We start from the raw sequence: 19,889 nt of genomic DNA, 5'->3' as shown, positions 1-19,889 counted from the left end.
GCGTCCGGGGGCGCGCGCGAGTACGGTGGGTGGGTGAGGTTCTTCGGGGCGCAGGACGACGACGACCGGCGGGACGGTGATCCCGGCGAGGCTCCGGACGGCGGCGGGGCCGTTCCCGGCCGCGCCGGGGACGAGCTGCAGTCGCAGGTCGAGGACCTCCTGGCGCGGGAGCTGGGCCAGGTCGCGACGGACGTGCTGCGACCCCCGACCCCGCTGTCCCTCTCCCGGGTCGTCGAGTGGATCACCGACAGCGGCTACAGCTACTTCGTCGACTCCGACGGCGACGTGGGCGGGCTGTGGCACGGCCGGCTGTTCTACTTCCTGCTCTTCGGCCACGGCGACGAGATCCTGCAGGTCCGCGGGCAGTGGAACCGCGACCTCGCGCTCGAGCGGCTGGAGGAGATCCTCGAGTTCTGCAACGAGTGGAACGCGGACCGGATCTGGCCCAAGACGTACACGCGCGTGCGCGACAACGGGATGATCCAGGTCTTCACCGAGGTGACCGTGGACCTCGAGCACGGGGTGACGGACGACCAGCTCGACCAGCTCCTCCAGTGCGGCCTGAGCACCGGGTCGATGTTCTTCGACGCGCTCGACGAGTTCTACCCCGACCCCGCGAGGCAGGCGCCATGACGCAGGCCCGCACCAACTGGTTCGCACGCCTGTTCGGCAACCGCCGCCCCAAGGCGCCCGACTCGCTCCCGCGCGAGGAGGAGCTGCCGCGCGCGCTGTCGATGGCGCGCATCGGCGACCACCTCACGCGTCGCGGGTACCACTTCCGCGTGGACGACGACGGGGACATCACCGGGACGTGGGACGGCCACCGCTTCTGGTTCCTGCTGCTCGGCGACCGTTCCGAGATCCTCCAGGTGCGGGGCCGCTGGTCCACGTCGCTCCCGCTCGAGTCCCGGCTCGTGACCCTGCAGGCCGTGAACGACTGGAACCGCGAGCGCATCTGGCCCAAGGTCTACGTCCGCGAGGAGGCGGGCCGGCTCGCGCTCTACGCCGAGGTCTCCGTCGACCTCGAGCACGGCGCGACGGACGACCAGCTCGCCCAGACCGTCTCGTGCGGCCTGGGGACAGCCGTCCAGCTCTTCCACGCCATCGGCGCCCAGCTCCCCCCGGGAACCTTGGACGACTGACGCCGGCCATCACGTCCGGGCCGCGCACGTCCAGGTCCGCACGGCCAGCAAGCACTGGCGGGCATGCGCGCCCGGAACGCGCGTCCGGGCACGCGGGGCCGGGATCGGCGGCTCAGGCGCGGAGCGTGGGGAGGCCCAGGGCGACGGGGCCGGACGCGGCGCCGCCGCCGTGACCGTGCCCGTGGTCGTCGTCGGCACCGCCCAGGCGGGCGCGCTCGCGCTGCGCCCACGCGTCGCCGGAGCGGGTGCGCCGCACCGCGAACGTGCCGCCCCCGACCGCCGAGTCGGCGATGAGGTGGTGGGGCGCGGAGCGCGTGACCTCGACCGTGACGACGTCACCGGGTCGCGGCATGCGGGGGTCGAGGTCGTCCGCGAGGCGCGGGTCCGTGGACCAGGGCGTCGCGCCGGACGAGGTCGCGGCGTCGTCGGGCGCCGTGGGGACGACGTCCGTGGGGAGCGCGAGGTGGACGAGCCGGTTGTCCGGGGCGCGTCCGGTCACGCGGTGCGTGGCGCCGTCCTTGCGCCCGGCGCCCTCGCCGACGAGGACGTCGATCGTCCGGCCCACCTGGCGTGCGGACTCCTCGCCGGCGATGCGCTCCTGGAGCGCCTGGAGCCGCTCGAAGCGTTCCTGGACGACCTCCTTGGGGAGCTGCTCGTCCATGGTCGCGGCCGGCGTCCCGGGGCGGGGCGAGTACTGGAACATGAAGGCCGAGGAGAAGCGCGAGGCCTCGACGACGCGCATCGTCTCCGCGAAGTCCTCCTCGGTCTCCCCCGGGAAACCCACGATGATGTCGGTGGTGATCGCGGCGTCGGGCATGACGGCCCGCACCCGGTCGAGGATCCCGAGGAACCGCTCGGAGCGGTAGGAGCGGCGCATGGCGCGCAGGATCCGGTCGGAGCCCGACTGGAGCGGCATGTGGAGCTGGGGCATGACGCTCGGCGTCTCGGCCATGGCCGCGATGACGTCGTCGGTGAACGCGGCCGGGTGCGGCGACGTGAACCGGACGCGCTCGAGGCCGTCGATCGTCCCGCACGCGCGCATGAGCTTGGCGAACGCGCCGCGGTCGCCGAACTCGACGCCGTAGCTGTTGACGTTCTGGCCGAGCAGCGTCACCTCGATGGCACCGGCCTCGACGAGCGCCCCGACCTCGGCGAGGACCTCGCCCGGACGACGGTCGCGCTCCTTGCCGCGCAGGTGCGGCACGATGCAGAACGTGCACGTGTTGTTGCAGCCGACGCTGATCGACACCCAGCCGGCGTAGACCGACTCGCGCTTCGTCGGCAGCGTGGACGGGAACACCTGCAGCGACTCGGCGATCTCGACCTGCGCGGCCTCGTTGTGGCGTGCGCGCTCGAGCAGCACGGGCAGCGCGTCGAGGTTGTGCGTGCCGAAGACGACGTCGACCCACGGCGCCTTCTCGACGATCGTGCCGCGGTCCTTCTGCGCGAGGCAGCCGCCGACGGCGATCTGCATCCCGGGCCGCGCGGCCTTCACGGAGGCGAGCTGGCCGAGGTTCCCGTAGAGGCGCGTCGCGGCGTTCTCCCGCACGGCGCACGTGTTGATGACGACGACGTCGGCGCGGTTCGCGGCCTCGTCGTCCGCGCTCGCGCGCGTGTACCCCGCCTCCTCCAGCATCCCGGCCATGTGCTCGGAGTCGTGGACGTTCATCTGGCAACCGAGCGTGCGGACGACGTAGGTGCGCGGGTGCGCGTCGTCGACCGGCGCACCGGAGGTGGCACCGGGTGCGAGCGCGGCCGGGACGGGGGCGGGGGCGATCGTGGACATCACCGTCCAGGGTACGGCGCCGGGTGCCGTGTTACGGAACTGTTGCCCGACTGTTGCCGGATGAGGTGGCACCGTGCAACAGAAGGGACATAGTGTCCAGGAATGGCCGACGAAACCTCTTCGCCGTCCGACGCGCAGCGCAGCGCGCAGGACGCTCAGCCCCTCCCCGCCGAGCAGGTCCTCGGTGAGCCGCTCGTCGAGCTGCGCGACGTCAACAAGCACTTCGGGGAGCTGCACGTGCTCCGGGACATCAACCTGACCGTCCGGCGCGGCGAGGTGCTCGTCGTCATCGGCCCGTCGGGCTCGGGCAAGTCGACGCTGTGCCGGGCGATCAACCGGCTGGAGACGATCGACTCCGGCGAGATCCTGGTGGACGGCGAGCCGCTGCCCGAGGAGGGCAAGGCGCTCGCGCGGCTGCGCTCCGACGTCGGCATGGTCTTCCAGTCCTTCAACCTCTTCGCGCACAAGACGATCCTCGACAACGTCACGCTCGGCCCCGTCAAGGTGCGGCGCGAGAAGGCCAAGGTCGCGAAGGACCGCGCGCTCGCGCTGCTCGACCGCGTCGGCGTGATGAACCAGGCGCAGAAGATGCCCGCCCAGCTCTCCGGCGGGCAGCAGCAGCGCGTCGCCATCGCCCGCGCGCTCGCGATGCAGCCCAAGGTCATGCTCTTCGACGAGCCCACCTCGGCGCTCGACCCCGAGATGATCAACGAGGTCCTCGACGTCATGGTCGCCCTCGCCAAGGAGGGCATGACGATGATCGTCGTCACGCACGAGATGGGCTTCGCCCGCAAGGCCGCGAACCGGGTCGTCTTCATGGCCGACGGCCAGATCGTCGAGGAGGCCCATCCCGAGGAGTTCTTCACCGCGCCCAAGAGCGACCGCGCCAAGGACTTCCTCTCGAAGATCCTCACCCACTGAACCCCGCCGGGCAGGCACGAGCCCGGCCCGACAGCCCCAGAACCCGGTCGACCGTCGAGGCACACCTTCGACGGGCGTCCACCACTCACGAAGGGTAGGAACGATGCGCACACGACACGCAGGTGCTGCCGTGCTGGCCGCTCTCACCGCGCTCACGCTCGCGGCGTGCGGCGGCGGCGAGGTCGGCGGCGGCGACGACGACGCGACCGACACGGCCACCGACACGGGCGACACCGGCGGTGGCGCCGAGGGCTCGATCAAGATCGGCATCAAGTTCGACCAGCCGGGGCTCGGGTACCAGGACGGCTCCACCTACACGGGCTTCGACGTCGACGTCGCCACGTACGTGGCAGGCGAGCTCGGCTACGGCGAGGACCAGATCGAGTGGGTCGAGGCGCCGTCCGCCCAGCGCGAGACGATGCTCCAGACCGGCCAGGTCGACATGATCTTCGCGACCTACTCCATCACGGACACGCGCAAGGAGACGGTCGCGTTCGCCGGGCCGTACTTCGTGGCCGGGCAGGACCTGCTCGTCGCCGAGGACAACACCGACATCACCGGACCGGAGTCGCTCGAGGGCAAGAACCTCTGCTCCGTCACGGGCTCGACGTCGGCGCAGCGCATCAAGGACGAGTACGCCGCGGGCGTGCAGCTCCTCGAGCGCCCCGGCTACGCCGAGTGCGTCACCGCGCTCACCGCCGGCCAGGTCGACGCCGTCACGACCGACGACATCATCCTCGCGGGCCTCGCGGCCCAGCCCGCCAACAAGGGCAAGGTCAAGGTCGTCGGGGCGCCGTTCTCGACCGAGCGCTACGGCGTCGGGCTCCCGCAGGACAACGACGTCTGCGAGGACGTCAACACCGCGATCGAGAAGATGATCGAGGACGGTTCCTGGGAGGAGTTCGTCACCAAGAACACCGAAGGCACCGGGTACACGCCGAACGCCAGCGAGAACCCTCCGACGGTCGACCCCTGCGCCTGACCGTCCACGGCCGGGGGAGCCGCGCGCCGGTGCGCCGCTCCCCCGGCCACCGGGCCGTCGACCCGGCCCGGCACGTACCCTCCCGGAGGACCACCAACCGTGGGTGACTACCTGTCGCAGACCTGGGCGCTCGCCCGGGAGTACGACGTGCTCGGCGCGTTCTGGGTCAACATCCAGCTGACGTTCTGGGCCGCGATCCTCGCGCTCGTGCTCGGCACGGCGCTCGCGCTCATGCGCATCTCCCCCGTGCCGAGCCTGCGCTGGGCCGGGACCGCGTACGTCAACGTGTTCCGCAACACGCCGCTGACCATCATCATGACCTTCATGGTGCTGGGGCTGTGGGGACAGCTCAACGTCACGCTCGCACCCGACTTCGCGGCGAACTTCTTCCGGCTCGCGGTCGTGGGCCTGGCGATCTACCACGCGGCGTTCGTGTGCGAGTCGATCCGGTCGGGCGTGAACACGGTGCCGCTCGGCCAGGCCGAGGCGGCGCGCGCGATCGGCCTGCCGTTCCTGCCCGCGGCGCGCCTCATCATCCTGCCCCAGGCGTTCCGCGGCTCCGTCGCGCCGCTCGGCAACACGCTCATCGCGCTGCTGAAGAACTCCACGGTCGCGGCGGCGGCGAGCGTCACGACGGAGACGTCGAGCCTCATGAAGACCATGATCGAGTTCAACTCGAACTACATCTACGGGATCTTCCTGACGTTCGCGATCGGCTACGTCATCCTCGTCATCCCCATCGGGCTGCTCACCACGTCCCTCTCGAACCGACTGGCGGTCCGCCGATGAGCACCCAGCAGTCCGTCCTCTTCGACGCCCCGGGCCCCCGGGCGCGACGCGCGATCATGATCGGCAACGTGGTCGGGGCGATCGTCGTGCTCGGCGTCGCCGCCCTCGTGCTCGTCGCGCTCGGCAACAAGGGCCAGCTCGCCCCCGAGCTGTGGTCGTCGCTGTTCACGGCCGACGCGTGGCAGTACTACTTCATCCCGGGCCTGCAGAACACGCTGCGCGCCGCCGGCTTCGCCATCGTCGGCGCGCTGGTCTTCGGGCTCCTCTTCGGCACCGGCAGGCTGTCGCACCTGCGCGCGGTGCGCGTCGTGAGCGGCATCGTGGTCGAGTTCTTCCGGGCCGTGCCCGTGCTGCTCATGATGATCTTCTTCTGGCTGCTCCTGGGCCTCAGCCACGTCGACGACGCGCCGTTCCTCGCCGTGGTGCTCGCGCTCGTGCTCTACAACGGCTCCGTCATCGCCGAGCTCGTCCGCTCGGGCGTCGGGAACCTCCCCCGGGGCCAGGGCGAGGCCGGGCTCGCGATCGGGCTCACCACGGGGCAGACGCTGCGGTCGATCCAGCTCCCCCAGGCGCTCATCGCGATGCTCCCCGCGCTCGTGTCCCAGCTCGTCGTCGTGCTCAAGGACTCCGCGCTCGGGCAGATCATCACGTACAACGAGCTCCTGCGGGCCGCGCAGCTCTACGGCGTCGGCAACGGCAACATCCTGCAGTCGCTCGTGCTCGCCGCGGTGATCTTCATCGTCATCAACTGGCTGCTGACCCTCGTGGCGCGCTGGCTCTCCCGCTTCCTCAGCGGCCGCACCGCGGGCGCGACGGCCGCCGGCCCGGGCATCGGGAACCCCACGGTCGTCGCGGGAGGACCGGCCGAGGACGCACCCGCAGTCTCCGTCACCCGCTGACGGGTTCAGTCGAGCGGGGGCTCGACCGCCTCGGCGTCGAGCTCTCGCTGGACGATCTCAAAGGCCAGCGACGGGCTGTAGCCCTTCCGGGCGAGCGCCCCGACGGTCCGGCGCACCCGCACGTCACGGTCGAGGCCACGCGTGCGGGCGAGGCGCGTGCGCGCGAGCTCCAGGGCCGCGTCGGCCTCGGAGTCGTCGTCGACCTGCTCGAGCGCCGCGGCGCCGACCTCGCCGTCGATGCCGCGGCGGCGCAGCTCGGTCGAGATCGCGCGGCGGGACAGCCCGCGCTCCGCGTGCCGGGTGCGGACGATCATCTCCGCGTACTGCGCGTCGTCGACGAGGCCGACCTCCTCGAGCCGGTCGAGGATCGGCAGCACGACGTGCTCGGGGTAGCCCTTGCGCGCGAGGGACTGCGCGAGCTCCGCGCGGCTCTTCGGCGCGGCCGTGAGGATCCGCAGCACGGTCTCCCGGGCGCGCTCGGCGAGGTCGGCGTCGCTGATCTCGCCCCGTTCCACGAGCTCGTGGAGGGTCGGGCGCGGGCGCCGCGCGGCCTTGCGGCCGGCACGACGCCCGTCGTCCTCCTCGGGCGGGCCGGAGGGCTCGACGCCCTCGTCCCCGTCCTGCTCGCCGATCAGAACGGCGACTTCTTCCCCTTGGCGGCTGCAGCCGGGGCCTTCGCCGCGGCGGGCGCCGCAGCGCCGTCGGCCGCGACCGTCGCGCCCGCGGCCGGGTCGGCCGGCGCGTCGACCTTAGCCCCGACGCCGAGCTTCTCCTTGATCTTCTTCTCGAGCTCGTTGGCGAGGTCCGGGTTGTCGCGCAGGAACGAGCGCGCGTTCTCCTTGCCCTGGCCGAGCTGGTCGCCACCGTAGGTGAACCACGACCCGGACTTGCGCACGAACCCGTGCTCCACACCCATGTCGATGAGGCCGCCCTCGCGCGAGATGCCGACGCCGTAGAGGATGTCGAACTCGGCCTGCTTGAAGGGTGGGGCCATCTTGTTCTTGACGACCTTGACGCGGGTCCGGTTGCCGACCGCGTCGGTGCCCTCCTTGAGCGTCTCGATGCGGCGGATGTCGAGGCGGACGGAGGCGTAGAACTTCAGCGCCTTGCCACCGGTCGTCGTCTCGGGCGAGCCGAAGAAGACGCCGATCTTCTCGCGGAGCTGGTTGATGAAGATCGCGGTCGTCCCGGACGCGTTGAGCGCACCCGTGATCTTGCGCAGCGCCTGCGACATGAGGCGGGCCTGAAGGCCGACGTGGCTGTCGCCCATCTCGCCCTCGATCTCGGCCTTGGGCACGAGCGCCGCGACGGAGTCGATGACGATGATGTCGAGCGCGCCCGAGCGGATGAGCATGTCCGTGATCTCGAGCGCCTGCTCCCCCGTGTCCGGCTGGGAGACGAGCAGGGCGTCGGTGTCCACGCCGAGCTTCTTGGCGTACTCGGGGTCGAGCGCGTGCTCGGCGTCGATGAACGCCGCGATGCCACCGGCGCGCTGCGCGCTCGCCACGGCGTGCAGCGCGACCGTGGTCTTGCCGGAGGACTCCGGGCCGTACACCTCGATGACGCGCCCGCGCGGCAGGCCGCCGATGCCGAGCGCGATGTCGAGCGCGATGGAGCCCGTGGGGATGACCTCGACGGGGGCGCGGCCCTCCTCGCCGAGGCGCATCACGGAGCCCTTGCCGAAGCTCCGGTCGATCTGGGCGAGGGCTGCCTCGAGCGCCTTCTCGCGGTCTGCGGGTGCGGGCATGTCAGTCCACCTTCGGTTCGACGTTCATCTGTTCGTTGTGGCCCGACGCTACGGGCAGCCACCGACACGCGGCTCCGGCGACCCTCGAGCCTGTGGATCGTCGTGCCGGACCGGCGTCCTGGACCCGCCGCGGCGGGCCCTGTGCACAACTCTAGCCGAACACGTGTTCGATCCCGGAACGCGCACCTCGGCGTGTCACGCCCGCGCCCCGCTCTCGTCGCCGGACGACGACCACGCCTCCCCCGGGCGCAGCACCACGACGCGCGTCCCCGGCGCCTCGCGCTGCACCGCCGCCTCGAACGCCGTCCCCGCGTGGTCCATCCACCCGCGCGGGAAGTGCCGTCCGCCCGGTGCGTGCAGCGTGCCCCAGTGCACCGGGATCGCGACGCCGACGCCCACCTCGGCGCACACCCGTGCCGCCTGCGCGGGGCCGAGGTGCCCGCCCGACAGGCGCGGGCCCCACCCGCCCACCGGGACGAGCGCGACGTCCACGGGGCCGTCCGCGAGCGCCGGGAGGTGGACCATGTCCGGGTAGTGCTCGGTGTCCCCGACGACCCACACCCGCACACCGCGCGGACCGTCCGACCGCACGAGGTGCCCGTTCGCCGCGTTGGGCCGGTGCGGCATCGGCCGGTGCCCGTGCACCGCCGTCACGAGGCGCACCTCGACCCCCGCCTCGGCCGGGCCGACCGCGTGCCACGCGTCGTCGAGCCCGACCCCGCGCAGGCCCCGGGCGCGCAGCCACCGCGCGTTCGCCGGCGCGGTGAGCACGGGCACGTCGCCGAGGAGGCGCAGCGAGCGCAGCTCGGCGTGGTCGTGGTGCAGGTGGGACAGGAGGACGGCGTCGCTGCCCTGCCACACCGCGGCAGGCCGCTCCCCGCGCCGCCGCAGCATCCCGGCGTGCCGGTGCAGGAGCGGGTCGGCGACGAGCCGCACGGCCCGGCCGCCGGGGCGGCCGGACGGCAGGTCGAGGACGACGCTCGAGTGGCCGAGCCACGTCACGCGGACGCTCACGGCTCCTCCTCCCCTCGCGGCGCCCCGTTCGCGGCGGGCGCGGCGGGCGCGGCGGGCTCGGCGGGCTCGGCGGGGCGCAGGCCGAGGTCGCCGAGCCAGGCGACGAGGCGCCGGTGGACCGCCTCGGCCCCGACGAGCATCCGCGCGCCGTCCACGTCCTCGAGCTCGTCGTCGGGCAGCACGAGGTGCGTGGGGTGCAGCAGGACGGCCTCGTTCTGCGCCCCGCCGAGGCCGCCGTGGGACCCGACCAGCCCCTCGAACGCGTGCACCATCCCGACCTCGTCCACACGCGAGACGAGCACGAGGTCGCCCGCGTCCTCGAGGTCCGCGACACGCAGCAGGTCCGCCGCCGCGCGCGACCCGTAGCCCGCGAGCGGGTCCTCCCCCACGACCTCGCCGGTCCGCAGGTCGCGCGAGCCGCCGCGGCCGTGCGCCCGCGCCTCCCCGCCGGCCCCGCGCTCGACGACGACGCCGACGGCGGGGTTCGCGACGAGCCCCGGGAGCAGGCCGGGCCACCGGTCACGGACCTCGTCCCCCGTGAGCCGCCGTGGCTCGCGCGGGAACCACACCATGCCCAGGTTGCCCGACCCCACGACCGCGACCTCGGGGAGCTCGGGCAGCGCGGCGGTCTCGGGTCCGCCGCGGCGCTCCGAGCGGTCCGGACCGACCAGCATGCGGCCCGCGCCCTCCGGGACGGCGTCCGGCGCCGTCGGCCGCAGGGCGTTGAGGGCCGTGTTCGTCGGGCCCCAGGTCTCGCTGTCCGGCGCGGTGGCCCGACGGCGCCCCTCGCCCCGCGAGGAGCCCTCGCCCCGCGAGGAGCCCTCGCCCGCGCGAGGCCCGTCGTGCGGGCCCGGCCGGAGCGCCATCAGCCGGCGGACCTCGTCGAGGAAGGACCGGCCCTCGACCTGCTCGAACGTGGACCCGAGCGACTGCCCGTGGTCCGAGAGCACGACGACGTCGTACCGGCGCGGGGCCACCGCGGCGACCTGCTCCCAGAGGCCGACGACGCGGTCGAGCCCCTCGAGCGCGCGCAGCGACTCAGGGCGCAGCGGCCCGGCGTGGTGGGCGATCTCGTCGTAGTCGACGAGGTCGACGCACACGACCGGCGCCCCGCGCACGAGCTGCTCCGCGACGAGCGTCGTGTTGAGGTCGCGCAGCACGACGTTCGTCACCGCGCGCAGCACCGGGTACCAGCCGAGGCGCGACACGCGGGGCTCGACGCCGCGCACGGCCTGCTGCCAGCCCTGGTACAGCTCCTTGACGAGCTCGCCGAGCGCAACGACGACCGCCCGGACGAGCACGAACGGGCTCGCGAAGAAGTGCACGAACATCTGCCCCGGCCCGAGGCCCTCGCGCGCACGGCTCATCACGAGCAGGCTCGTCGCGGCGTCGCCCGAGAACATGGTCGAGACGGCGACGCCGCCCCCCGCGAGCAGCCCGGAACCGTCGCTCGTGCGCGCCTCGACCGCCGCCGCGTCGGCGGGGCGGTTGGTCACGACGAGCCGGCCGAGCGCGCGCGACCACCAGCGGAACGCGGGCACGTGCTCGGTCGAGCCGTGCAGGAGGCCGATCGTCGAGGCCGGCGTCGTCGCGGGCACGCGCGCCCACCACGTCGTGAGGTGGTGGCTCCCGCTGCCGAGCCAGCGCGCGAGCGTCGGGGTCAGCCCCGCCTGGAGCGCGTAGTCGAGCGTGGGGCGCGCGACGCCGTCGAGCAGGACGAGGAGCAGCCCCGCCGGCCGCCCGGCCGCACCCGCCGCACCCTGGTCCCGCCGCGGGAGTCCCGCCTGCCGGCGCGCGCGCCGGAGGAGGTCGCCCAGGACGTACTCGTTGTCGCTCGCCCCCACGACCCAGCGACCGAGCGCCATGAGGACGGCGGCGAGCACGAGGACCGCGAGGACGTCCACCCACGAGCCGCTCCGGAACCCCGGCAGGTACGTGAGGGCCGCCCACGCGACCGCCAGCTGCGCCACCACGCCGGACACGAGCGCGCCGACCACGCCGAACCGGTGCGCGAGCCGCCGCAGCACGGGGCGCAGGAGCACGTCGCCCAGCCCGACGGCGAGCGCCGCGAGGACGAGCGACCACGGGTTGGTGACCTCGACCCCGGGCACGAACCAGATCGCGAGCCCCAGGCCGACGGTCGTCGAGACGAGCGACCAGACGGCTCCCCGCACGTCGGCCGCGGTCACGCGGACCGCGGCACGGCCTCGGGCGGGAGCGCTCATGCGGCCATCATCGTGGCGCGCGGCCCGTCGCGCCCCTCGACGGTCCGCGGCCGCCGGCGCGGGACGGGTCAGCGGCGCGGCGGGGCCTGGCGGTGGTCGTCGTGACCCCAGCGGCGTTCGTCGGGCACGTCGAGCGCGTCGCACAGCGCGTGCCAGACGACGCGCGGCTCCACGCCGTCCTCGAGGGCCTGGGCGGCGGTCCGGTCGTCGAGCGCGGACAGCACCTGCTCCCGGACGTAGGCGCGTCCCAGGGACGCGCCGAACACCTCGTCGACCAGCTCGGAGAACTCGCGGTAGCGCACGGCACCAGCCTCCCACGGACGGACGGCCGTGCTGTTCCCGCACCTGTCTGTCGCACTGGCGGGGCGCCTGCCCCGCGTCGCGCGGCGCGTGTGGGTGGGCACGACCACAATGGGCGGGTGACCGTGGACCCGCTCGCGCGCTTCGCCGCGCCCACGCGCGCCTGGTTCTCGGGCGCGTTCGACGCCCCGACCGCCGCGCAGGCGGGGGCGTGGGACGCCGTGTCGAGCGACCGGCACGCGCTCGTCGTCGCCCCGACCGGGTCGGGCAAGACGCTCGCGGCGTTCCTCTGGTCGCTCGACCGGATCATGGCCGCGCCCGGGTCCGGCGCGGAGGTCGCCCGGGAGCGGCGCTGCCGCGTCGTGTACGTCTCGCCGCTCAAGGCGCTCGCGGCGGACGTCGAGCGCAACCTCCGGTCGCCGCTCGCCGGCATCCGCCAGGCGGCGGTGCGGCTGGGGCTCGAGGTGCCGGACGTCGTCGTCGGCACCCGGACGGGCGACACGCCCACGAGCGAGCGCCGCCGCCTCGCGACGCACCCGCCGGACATCCTCATCACGACGCCCGAGTCGCTGTTCCTCGTGCTCACGTCGCAGGCGCGCGCCGGGCTCGCGGGCGTCGAGACGGTGATCGTCGACGAGATCCACGCGGTGGCCGGGACCAAGCGCGGCGCGCACCTCGCGGTGTCCCTCGAGCGGCTCGACGCCTTCCTCGAGGCGCAGGAGCGCCCGCCGGCGCAGCGCGTCGGGCTGTCGGCGACGGTCCGGCCCGTCGAGGCCGTCGCGACGTTCCTCGGCGGCCACCGCCCGGAGGCGGAGGCCGGTCGCGAGGTGGTCGTCGTGCAGCCGCCCGCGAGCAAGCGCATCGAGGTCGACGTCGTGGTGCCCGTCCCCGACCTCGCGGACCTCGGCTCGGCGGCCCTCGTTCCCGACACCTCGCAGCGGACGGCGGCGCGCCCGGGGGCGGGCGGCCGCGGGGGTGGTGGCACGAGACCGGGGACGTCCCTCGACGGCCTCCCGCCCCTGCCCCCGGGCGAGCCCGACCTGTCGGGTCCGGCGACCTCGCGACCCACCGGGGCGCCCGACGTGCGCCCTCCGCGCCCGTCGGTGTGGCCGCACGTCGAGGAGCGCGTCGTCGACCTGGTCGCCGACCACCGCTCCACGCTCGTCTTCACCAACTCGCGACGTGGCGCCGAACGGCTCACGGCGCGCATGAACGAGGTGTGGGCGGAGCGCCAGGGCGAGGACGTCCTCGACCCGGGCACGATCACGGCGGCCCAGGTGCAGGCGCAGTCGGGCGCGAGCTCCGGCGCCGAGCCCGTCATCGCGCGCGCCCACCACGGGTCGATGAGCCGCGCGGAGCGCACGCGGACGGAGACCGAGCTCAAGGACGGGCGCCTGCCCGCGGTCGTCGCGACGTCGAGCCTCGAGCTCGGCATCGACATGGGCGCGGTCGACCTCGTCGTGCAGGTCGGTGCCCCGCCGTCGGTCGCGTCCGGGCTCCAGCGCATCGGGCGCGCGGGGCACCAGGTGGGCGCCGTCTCGCACGGCGTCGTGTTCCCCACGCACCGGGGCGACCTCGTGCCGTCCGCCGTCGTGGCCGAGCGCATGCGCACCGGGGGCATCGAGGAGCTGCACGTGCTCGCGAACCCGCTCGACGTGCTCGCGCAGCAGGTCGTGGCGATGGTCGCGGTCGACGAGTGGACCGTCGCCGAGCTCGCCACCGTCGTGCGACGCAGCGCGCCCTACGCCCACCTGGGCGACGCGTCGCTGCACGCCGTGCTCGACATGCTGGCGGGGCGCTACCCGAGCGAGGACTTCGGCGAGCTGCGCGCGCGCATCGTGTGGGACCGCGCGTCGGGCCGGATCACCGGGCGCCCGGGCGCGCTGCGCCTCGCCGCGACGAGCGGCGGGACGATCCCCGACCGCGGGATGTACGGCGTCTTCCTCGCGACGGACTCCGGCACCGGGACCGTCGCCGGAGACCCGGACACCGCGGGCGGCCGGGCGCCGCGCGGCGGGAAGCGCGTCGGCGAGCTCGACGAGGAGATGGTGTACGAGTCGCGCGTCGGCGACACGTTCACGCTCGGGTCGAGCACCTGGCGCATCGAGGACATCACGCCCGACCGCGTGCTCGTGACCCCGGCGCCGGGCATCCCGGGGCGCCTGCCGTTCTGGAAGGGCGACTCCCCCGGCCGGCCCGCCGAGCTCGGCCGCGCGCTCGGCGCCTGGGTCCGCGAGACCGACACCCTCGCCGCGGACGACCAGGACGCCGCGGCCGACCGGCTCCGTGCCGCCGGGCTCGACGCGTGGGCGAGCGACAACCTGCTCGCCTACCTCCGCGAGCAGCGCGACGCGACCGGGCGCGTGCCGGACGACCGGACGGTCGTCGTCGAGCGCTTCCGCGACGAGCTCGGGGACTGGCGCGTCGTCGTGCACTCGCCCTACGGGGCGAAGGTGCACGCGCCGTGGGCGCTCGTGCTCGCCGCGCGGCTGCGGGAGCGGTACGGCGTCGACGCCGCGGCGATGCACGCGGACGACGGCATCGTCCTGCGCCTGCCGGACACCGGGGACTCGTGGCTGGAGGGGTCGAGCGACGGGACGGGCGGGCTCGGCGGCGACGCGCCCGTCGTGCCGGCGGAGGACCTGCTGCTCGACCCCGACGAGGTCCTCGACGCGGTGCGCGACGAGCTCGGCGGGTCGGTCATGTTCGCGTCCCGGTTCCGCGAGGCGGCGGCGCGCGCGCTCCTGCTCCCCCGGCGTCGCCCGGACCGCCGCCAGCCGCTGTGGCAGCAGCGCCAGCGCTCGGCCCAGCTCCTGTCGGTCGCGTCGCAGTACCCCGAGTTCCCGATCGTGCTCGAGGCGGCGCGCGAGTGCCTGCAGGACGACTTCGACGTCGCCGCGCTCACCGACCTCATGCGCGACCTCGCCGCCGGGCGCGTGCGCCTCGTCGAGGTGACGACCCCGACGCCGTCGCCCTTCGCGCAGTCCCTGCTGTTCGGGTACACCGCGCAGTTCCTCTACGACGGCGACGCCCCGCTCGCGGAGCGGCGTGCGGCGGCGCTCTCGCTCGACCCGACGCTGCTCGCGGAGCTGCTGGGCGGCGACGGCGTCGCGGCGCAGCTCGCGGACCTGCTCGACCCCGCGCAGATCGAGCGCACGGAGGCCGAGCTCGGCGCGCTCGCGCCGGAGCGCCAGGCCCGTCACGCGGAGGACGTGTGGGACGTGCTGCGGCGGGTCGGGCCCCTCACGGACGCCGAGGTCGCGGCCCGCACGCGCGAGGACGTGCGCGCCGACGCCGGGGCGTGGGTGCGCGAGCTCGAGGCGGCCCGGCGCGTGGTCCGCGTCCGGCTGGCAGGCGTCGCTCCCGAGCGGGCCGTGCAGTGGGCCGTCGTGGAGGACGCCGGCCGCCTGCGCGACGCGCTGGGCGTCGCGCTGCCGGTCGGCATCCCCGAGGTGTTCACCGAGCCCGTCCCCGACCCCCTCGGCGACCTCGTGCGCCGCCACGCGCGCACGCACGGCCCGTTCACCGCGGGCGACCTCGCGACGCGCCTCGGCCTCGGCGTCGCGGTGGTGGTGCAGACGCTCGAGCGGCTCGAGGCGGCACGGCTCGTCGTCCGCGGGCGCCTGCGGCCCGAGTCGATCGGCGGCACGGGCGACGACTGGTGCGACGCCGAGGTGCTGCGCGTGCTGCGCCGGCGGTCGCTCGCGGCGCTGCGCGCCGAGGTCGAGCCGGTGCCGGCAGAGACGCTCGGCGTCTTCCTGCCGCGGTGGCAGGGGCTCGGAGCGCTGCGCGGGGCCGACGGCCTGCTGCGCGTCGTCGAGCAGCTCTCGGGGGCGGCCGTGCCCGCCTCCGCGCTCGAGACGCTCGTCCTGCCGTCGCGGGTCACGGACTACACGCCGACGATGCTCGACGAGCTCACGACGACCGGGGAGGTCGTGTGGTGCGGTCACGCCCCCCTGCCCGGCTCGGGCGGCGGCGACGGGCTCGTGAGCCTCCACCTGGCCGAGTGGGCGCCGCTCACGCTGCCGGACCCCGGCCCCGCGCCCGAGACCGGGCTGCACGCGACCCTCCTCGACCTGCTCGACGGCTCGGGCGGCTACTTCCTCCCGCGGCTCGCCGAGCGGGCGGGCGCCGAGGTCGGGCCGACCCTCGAGGCGCTGTGGGACCTGGTCTGGTCGGGCCACGTGACGAACGACGGGCTGGGCTCGCTGCGCGCCCGGCTCGGGTCCGGCGGCGGTGCGCACCGTGCCCCCCGGGCGCCGGCGCGCGCCCGCCCCGTCGGGCGGGGTCGGTTCGCGGGGCTGCGGCCCCCGACCTCGCCCGACACGACGCTGCGCGGGGGCGCCGGCCGCTGGTCGGCGCTGCCGCCGCGCGAGCCGGACCCGACCCGGCGCGCGCACGCGCTCGCGCGCGTCCTGCTCGACCGGCACGGGGTGCTCACGCGCGCCGTCGCCCCCGCCGAGGGCGTGGCGGGATCGTTCCGCGCGGTGTACCGCGTGCTGAGCGAGCTCGAGGCGACGGGAGCCGCGCGGCGCGGGTACTTCGTCGAGCACCTCGGCGGCTCCCAGTTCGCGCTCCCGGGCGCGGTGGACCAGCTCCGCACCGACGCCCAGGACCGCGAGCGGGCGATCGAGTCCGCCGCGGCCCGCGGGTCGGGCACCGGGCCGGACGGCCGGCCTCCGCTGCGTCCCGACGACGGCCAGCCGCGCGGAGGCCCCCGGCCGGGCGCGGTGCTCCTCGCCGCGACCGACCCCGCGAACCCGTACGGCGCCGCGCTGCCGTGGCCCGCACGACCGTCCGCCGTCGGCCCGGGGCCGGGCACCGCGACGAGCCCCGTGGCGGCCGCGGCCGTGGGAAAGCCCGCCGGGGGCGCGGTGCCGGCGGACCGCGCGGCGACCGGTGCCGACACGTCGCGCGGCCACCGCCCCGGGCGCAAGGCCGGGGCCGTCGTCGTGCTGAGCGACGGCGACCTCGCCCTGTACGTCGAGCGCGGGGGCCGGTCGGTCCTCTCCTTCGTCGACGGCCCGCGGCTCGCCGAGGCGAGCGCCGAGCTCGTCCGCGCGGTGCGCGCGGGCCGGCTCGGCAAGGTCGTGGTGCAGCGGGTCGACGGGGTCGAGGCGCTGGCCGGGGCGGGGACGACGGCGACGTCCGCCGACGAGGCGGTCCGCGCCCTCCTCGACGCGGGGTTCCGCGCGACGCCCCGCGGCCTGCGGGCGGCCTGACGTGGCGCCCGTGCAGCCACGTCCCGGGAGGAGCGGCCGACGCACCCCGAGCGCGCGGAGGGCCGGCCGTGCCCGAGGGTGACATCCTGCGGCTCGTGTCCGCGCGCCTGGACGAGGCGCTCGCCGGCCGGGTCCTCGTGCGCGCCGAGCTGCGATGGCCGACCGCCGCCGAGGTCGACCTCACGGGCCGGACGGTCGTGGCGAACGTGCCGTACGGCAAGCACCTGTTCACGCGGCTGGACGACGGTCGGTCGTTGCACACGCACCTGCGCATGGAGGGGTCGTGGCGCCTCGCCCGCACGGGGGCCCGGGACGCGCGGGGCGCGGAGCCGAACGTGCGCGTGGTGCTCGCCAACGAGTGGTGGACGGCCGTCGGGAACCGCATCGGGATGCTCCACGTGCTGCGCACCGCCGACGAACGGACCATCACCGGCCCGCTCGGCCCCGACGTGCTGGCCGACGACTTTCTCACGGCGGGGCTCGCGGAGGCCGTCGCGCGCATGCGGGCGGACGACGCCGCGGGAGGCACGGGGCCACGGCACCGACCGGGCCGCGAGAGGACCGGCGTCCCGGTCGCGGAGGCGCTGCTCGACCAGCACCTCGTCGCCGGTATCGGCACGATCTACACGGCCGAGTCGCTCTTCGCGGAGCGGATCTACCCGTGGACCCCGGTCCGGGACGTCGAGGACCTCGCGGGCGTGCTCACGACGGCACGAGCGCTCATGCAGCGCACCGTCCGGCACGGGTTCGACCCCCGGGCCGGCGTCGTACGTCACGTGCACGCGCGCACACGAAAGGCGTGCCACGTCTGTGGCACGCCTGTCGCAGAAGGTACGGCGAACGAGCCGCCGTACGACCGTCCGGTCTTCTGGTGTCCCTCGTGCCAGGCGCCGCCCGCGAGCGGGTGATCGCGAGCGTCGCTGCCCGGCACCTGCTCCGGGGCGGCCCCGGCGTGGACCGTCAGCCGACGGGCTGCAGGTCCTCTCGTCGTGCGGTGCCGTCGGGGTTCTGCCGCCCGAGGACCGCGGTCGCGAAGTCTGCCGGGATCGTGTCCGGGATGAGCAGACCCTCGGCGACCGCGACCCGGTCGCTGACCTCGCGCAGCACCAACGACATCGGGATGTCGAGCGCCTCGCAGATCGAGCCGAGGAGCTCCGACGACGCTTCCTTCTGACCGCGCTCGACCTCGCTGAGGTAGCCCAGCGAGACCCGTGCGGCGGAGGACACCTCTCGCAGGGTGCGCCCCTGTCGCTGGCGAGCGTCTCGCAGCACGTCCCCGATCTCTCGTCGAAGAACAATCATCTGGCGACCCCCTTCCGTGTCCCGTGCGCCCCCCGGAGCCGGTGAGGACCCCACCGGGGTGCGCGAACTGCTCGTGCCGGTCTTCCTGTTCACTGCCCCGCGTGACGGGGTCGTCCTACCGTACCCCGCCCGCGGTCCGCTCACGTCTCCGTTTCGGCGTGCCGGACCGGCCGTCGGCGCGCTGTCCGTGCGGCCCACCGGTCGGTTGACGGTCCTGTTGGCGATCACGTGCTGTGCAACGTCCCGACGTGGGGCCTTGTTCCCGCGCCGTGCCGCCCGGCGAACCCCCCGCGGCACGTTCACGACCTCTCCACGAGCACCGCCGGGCCCGGGCCCGGCGGGTCGCCCGGGCGACCGCGGTTCACCCGCGGATTTCACCCCGCGGGTCCGCGGAGGGCGGTTCCTCGACCACCGCGCGCGCGAGGTCGACCGCCGCGGCGACGGTCCCGGCACGCACGGCCGCGCGGTCGCCGTCGAGGTGCAGCCGACGCACGTGCGTCCCGCGCGGCCCGCTCGCCGCGACGAACACCGTGCCCGGGGACTGACCGTCCTGCGGGTCCGGTCCCGCGACGCCCGTGGTCGCGACCCCGACGTCCGCGCCGAGCACCTCCCGCACCCGCTCCGCCATCTGGCGCGCGACGTCCGGGTGGACGGCCCCGTGCGCGGCGAGGAGGTCGCCGTCGACCCCGAGCACCGACCGCTTGACGTCCGTCGCGTACGCGACGACGGCGCCGCGGAGCACGCGCGACGCACCCGGCACGTCGACGATCGTCGCGGAGAGCAGGCCGCCCGTGAGCGACTCGGCGGTCGCGAGGGTCCACCCGCGCGCCTCCAGCGCGGCGAGGAGGCCGACGACGTCCGGTCGCGCGAGCGGGGTCCCCCCGACCTCGGGGGCGCGCGCGCCCGTCACGAGGCCGAGGCGGCGTCCGGCGTCGCCCCGCGCTCGGCGAGGCGGGCCGCGCGGATCGCGTCGCGCCGCAGCCGCCAGCCCTGGTACGCGTACTCCACGCCCGTCACGACGGTGACGAGGATCGCCGCGGCGAGCACCACCCAGGCGACGACGCCGATCCACGCGGGCAGGTGCGCCAGCGGCAGGAGGAAGAGCGTGATGGCGACCGTCTGGAGCACGGTCTTGAGCTTGCCGCCGCGGGACGCGGGCATGACCGCGTACCTGAGGACCGCGAACCGCAGGAGCGTGACGCCGAGCTCGCGCGCGAGCACGACCACGGGCACCCACCAGGGCAGCACGCCGAGCGGCCACGCGAGCAGGACCAGCGCGGTGCCGACCAGCAGCTTGTCCGCGATCGGGTCGAGCAGCTTGCCGAGGTCCGTGACGAGGTCGTACTTGCGCGCCAGGTAGCCGTCCAGGCGGTCCGACGTCGCGGCGAGGACGAAGATGCCCGTCGCGACCAGCCGCCACGTGACGGACTCCCCGCCGTCGACGAGCAGCGCCCACGCGAAGAACGGGACGAGCAGGATCCTCGCCATGGTGACGAGGTTCGCGGAGTTCCACGGCGAGGGGACGGCGGTGACCACGTCACCAGCCTAGGGGGTCGCCCG

At 74.9% G+C, this 19,889-nt stretch carries 17 protein-coding genes; 8 read left to right on the top strand and 9 right to left on the bottom strand.

Features of this window, described 5'->3' with window-relative positions:
• Positions 1 to 33 precede the first annotated feature (33 nt).
• Both ACZ402_RS14855 and ACZ402_RS14850 read left to right on the top strand, forming a co-directional pair.
• Positions 34 to 633, top strand: coding sequence for a type III secretion system chaperone family protein (locus ACZ402_RS14855; RefSeq protein WP_375824433.1), 600 nt, complete (start codon positions 34 to 36; stop codon positions 631 to 633).
• Positions 630 to 1,142, top strand: a complete 513-nt coding sequence (locus ACZ402_RS14850; protein WP_375824432.1) for a type III secretion system chaperone family protein — start codon at positions 630 to 632, stop codon at positions 1,140 to 1,142. The genes ACZ402_RS14855 and ACZ402_RS14850 overlap by 4 nt, the downstream gene beginning before the upstream one ends.
• A gap of 112 nt (positions 1,143 to 1,254) precedes the next feature.
• Here the strand turns inward: ACZ402_RS14850 and miaB are convergent, their stop codons facing one another.
• On the bottom strand, positions 1,255 to 2,928 hold the full coding sequence (gene miaB / locus ACZ402_RS14845) for a tRNA (N6-isopentenyl adenosine(37)-C2)-methylthiotransferase MiaB (protein ID WP_375824431.1): 1,674 nt from the start codon (positions 2,926 to 2,928) through the stop codon (positions 1,255 to 1,257).
• A 102-nt stretch (positions 2,929 to 3,030) separates the two neighbouring features.
• Here miaB and ACZ402_RS14840 point away from each other — a divergent pair, with 102 nt between their 5' ends.
• From ACZ402_RS14840 to ACZ402_RS14825, 4 genes are all read left to right on the top strand, one after another.
• A complete protein-coding gene (locus ACZ402_RS14840; RefSeq protein ID WP_375824430.1) occupies positions 3,031 to 3,849 on the top strand; it encodes an amino acid ABC transporter ATP-binding protein in 819 nt (272 codons plus the stop codon).
• A gap of 103 nt (positions 3,850 to 3,952) precedes the next feature.
• Positions 3,953 to 4,831, top strand: a complete 879-nt coding sequence (locus tag ACZ402_RS14835) for a glutamate ABC transporter substrate-binding protein (RefSeq protein ID WP_375824429.1) — start codon at positions 3,953 to 3,955, stop codon at positions 4,829 to 4,831.
• Between the two features lie 99 nt (positions 4,832 to 4,930).
• Complete coding sequence (locus tag ACZ402_RS14830; protein WP_375824428.1) at positions 4,931 to 5,620, top strand: amino acid ABC transporter permease; 690 nt, start codon at positions 4,931 to 4,933, stop codon at positions 5,618 to 5,620.
• Entirely contained in the window at positions 5,617 to 6,519 is a 903-nt protein-coding gene (locus ACZ402_RS14825; RefSeq protein WP_375824427.1) for an amino acid ABC transporter permease, read from the top strand. The genes ACZ402_RS14830 and ACZ402_RS14825 overlap by 4 nt, the downstream gene beginning before the upstream one ends.
• Before the next feature lie 5 nt (positions 6,520 to 6,524).
• Here the strand turns inward: ACZ402_RS14825 and ACZ402_RS14820 are convergent, their stop codons facing one another.
• The 5 genes from ACZ402_RS14820 to ACZ402_RS14800 all read right to left on the bottom strand — a co-directional run bounded on the left by ACZ402_RS14820 (position 6,525) and on the right by ACZ402_RS14800 (position 11,807).
• Positions 6,525 to 7,034, bottom strand: coding sequence for a regulatory protein RecX (locus tag ACZ402_RS14820; protein ID WP_375824426.1), 510 nt, complete (start codon positions 7,032 to 7,034; stop codon positions 6,525 to 6,527).
• Positions 7,035 to 7,150: 116 nt separating this feature from the next.
• Positions 7,151 to 8,266 (bottom strand): recombinase RecA, encoded by a 1,116-nt coding sequence (recA, locus tag ACZ402_RS14815; protein WP_375824425.1) that lies wholly within the window; start codon positions 8,264 to 8,266, stop codon positions 7,151 to 7,153.
• Positions 8,267 to 8,461: 195 nt separating this feature from the next.
• Positions 8,462 to 9,280, bottom strand: coding sequence for an MBL fold metallo-hydrolase (locus ACZ402_RS14810; protein WP_375824424.1), 819 nt, complete (start codon positions 9,278 to 9,280; stop codon positions 8,462 to 8,464).
• Positions 9,277 to 11,505: a phage holin family protein gene (locus ACZ402_RS14805; protein WP_375824423.1), complete on the bottom strand. Its 2,229-nt coding sequence runs from the start codon at positions 11,503 to 11,505 to the stop codon at positions 9,277 to 9,279. Before ACZ402_RS14805 ends, ACZ402_RS14810 begins: the two co-directional genes overlap by 4 nt.
• Before the next feature lie 68 nt (positions 11,506 to 11,573).
• Positions 11,574 to 11,807 carry a DUF3046 domain-containing protein gene (locus ACZ402_RS14800; protein ID WP_375824422.1) on the bottom strand — a complete coding sequence of 78 codons (234 nt, stop codon included), beginning with the start codon at positions 11,805 to 11,807 and terminating at the stop codon, positions 11,574 to 11,576.
• Between the two features lie 117 nt (positions 11,808 to 11,924).
• Here ACZ402_RS14800 and ACZ402_RS14795 point away from each other — a divergent pair, with 117 nt between their 5' ends.
• Together ACZ402_RS14795 and ACZ402_RS14790 are read left to right on the top strand one after the other, a co-directional pair.
• A complete protein-coding gene (locus ACZ402_RS14795; protein ID WP_375824421.1) occupies positions 11,925 to 17,027 on the top strand; it encodes an Lhr family helicase in 5,103 nt (1,700 codons plus the stop codon).
• A 68-nt stretch (positions 17,028 to 17,095) separates the two neighbouring features.
• Complete coding sequence (locus ACZ402_RS14790) at positions 17,096 to 17,935, top strand: DNA-formamidopyrimidine glycosylase family protein (RefSeq protein ID WP_375824420.1); 840 nt, start codon at positions 17,096 to 17,098, stop codon at positions 17,933 to 17,935.
• A gap of 52 nt (positions 17,936 to 17,987) precedes the next feature.
• Here ACZ402_RS14790 and ACZ402_RS14785 read toward each other — a convergent pair whose 3' ends face one another.
• The 3 genes from ACZ402_RS14785 to pgsA form a co-directional block, all read right to left on the bottom strand.
• The gene (locus ACZ402_RS14785; protein ID WP_024840578.1) at positions 17,988 to 18,329 is read right to left on the bottom strand and encodes a helix-turn-helix domain-containing protein; all 342 of its coding nucleotides are present in this window, start codon (positions 18,327 to 18,329) and stop codon (positions 17,988 to 17,990) included.
• A gap of 361 nt (positions 18,330 to 18,690) precedes the next feature.
• Entirely contained in the window at positions 18,691 to 19,239 is a 549-nt protein-coding gene (locus ACZ402_RS14780) for a CinA family protein (RefSeq protein WP_375824419.1), read from the bottom strand.
• Entirely contained in the window at positions 19,236 to 19,865 is a 630-nt protein-coding gene (gene pgsA / locus ACZ402_RS14775) for a CDP-diacylglycerol--glycerol-3-phosphate 3-phosphatidyltransferase (RefSeq protein WP_375824418.1), read from the bottom strand. Before pgsA ends, ACZ402_RS14780 begins: the two co-directional genes overlap by 4 nt.
• Positions 19,866 to 19,889 lie beyond the last annotated feature (24 nt).

Source organism: Cellulosimicrobium sp. NPDC030954 (assembly GCF_055571305.1).
Note: the sequence above shows the minus strand (reverse complement) of the source record. Positions and strands in the feature narration are given on the sequence as shown.

Bases quoted from the DNA above. Each gene is read 5' to 3' on its own strand.
- ACZ402_RS14850 (WP_375824432.1), top strand. From the start codon at position 630: ATGACGCAGGCCCGCACCAACTGGTTCGCACGCCTGTTCGGCAACCGC.
- miaB (WP_375824431.1), bottom strand. From the start codon at position 2,928: ATGTCCACGATCGCCCCCGCCCCCGTCCCGGCCGCGCTCGCACCCGGT.
- ACZ402_RS14840 (WP_375824430.1), top strand. From the start codon at position 3,031: ATGGCCGACGAAACCTCTTCGCCGTCCGACGCGCAGCGCAGCGCGCAG.
- ACZ402_RS14835 (WP_375824429.1), top strand. From the start codon at position 3,953: ATGCGCACACGACACGCAGGTGCTGCCGTGCTGGCCGCTCTCACCGCG.
- ACZ402_RS14825 (WP_375824427.1), top strand. From the start codon at position 5,617: ATGAGCACCCAGCAGTCCGTCCTCTTCGACGCCCCGGGCCCCCGGGCG.
- recA (WP_375824425.1), bottom strand. From the start codon at position 8,266: ATGCCCGCACCCGCAGACCGCGAGAAGGCGCTCGAGGCAGCCCTCGCC.
- ACZ402_RS14805 (WP_375824423.1), bottom strand. From the start codon at position 11,505: ATGAGCGCTCCCGCCCGAGGCCGTGCCGCGGTCCGCGTGACCGCGGCC.
- ACZ402_RS14785 (WP_024840578.1), bottom strand. From the start codon at position 18,329: ATGATTGTTCTTCGACGAGAGATCGGGGACGTGCTGCGAGACGCTCGC.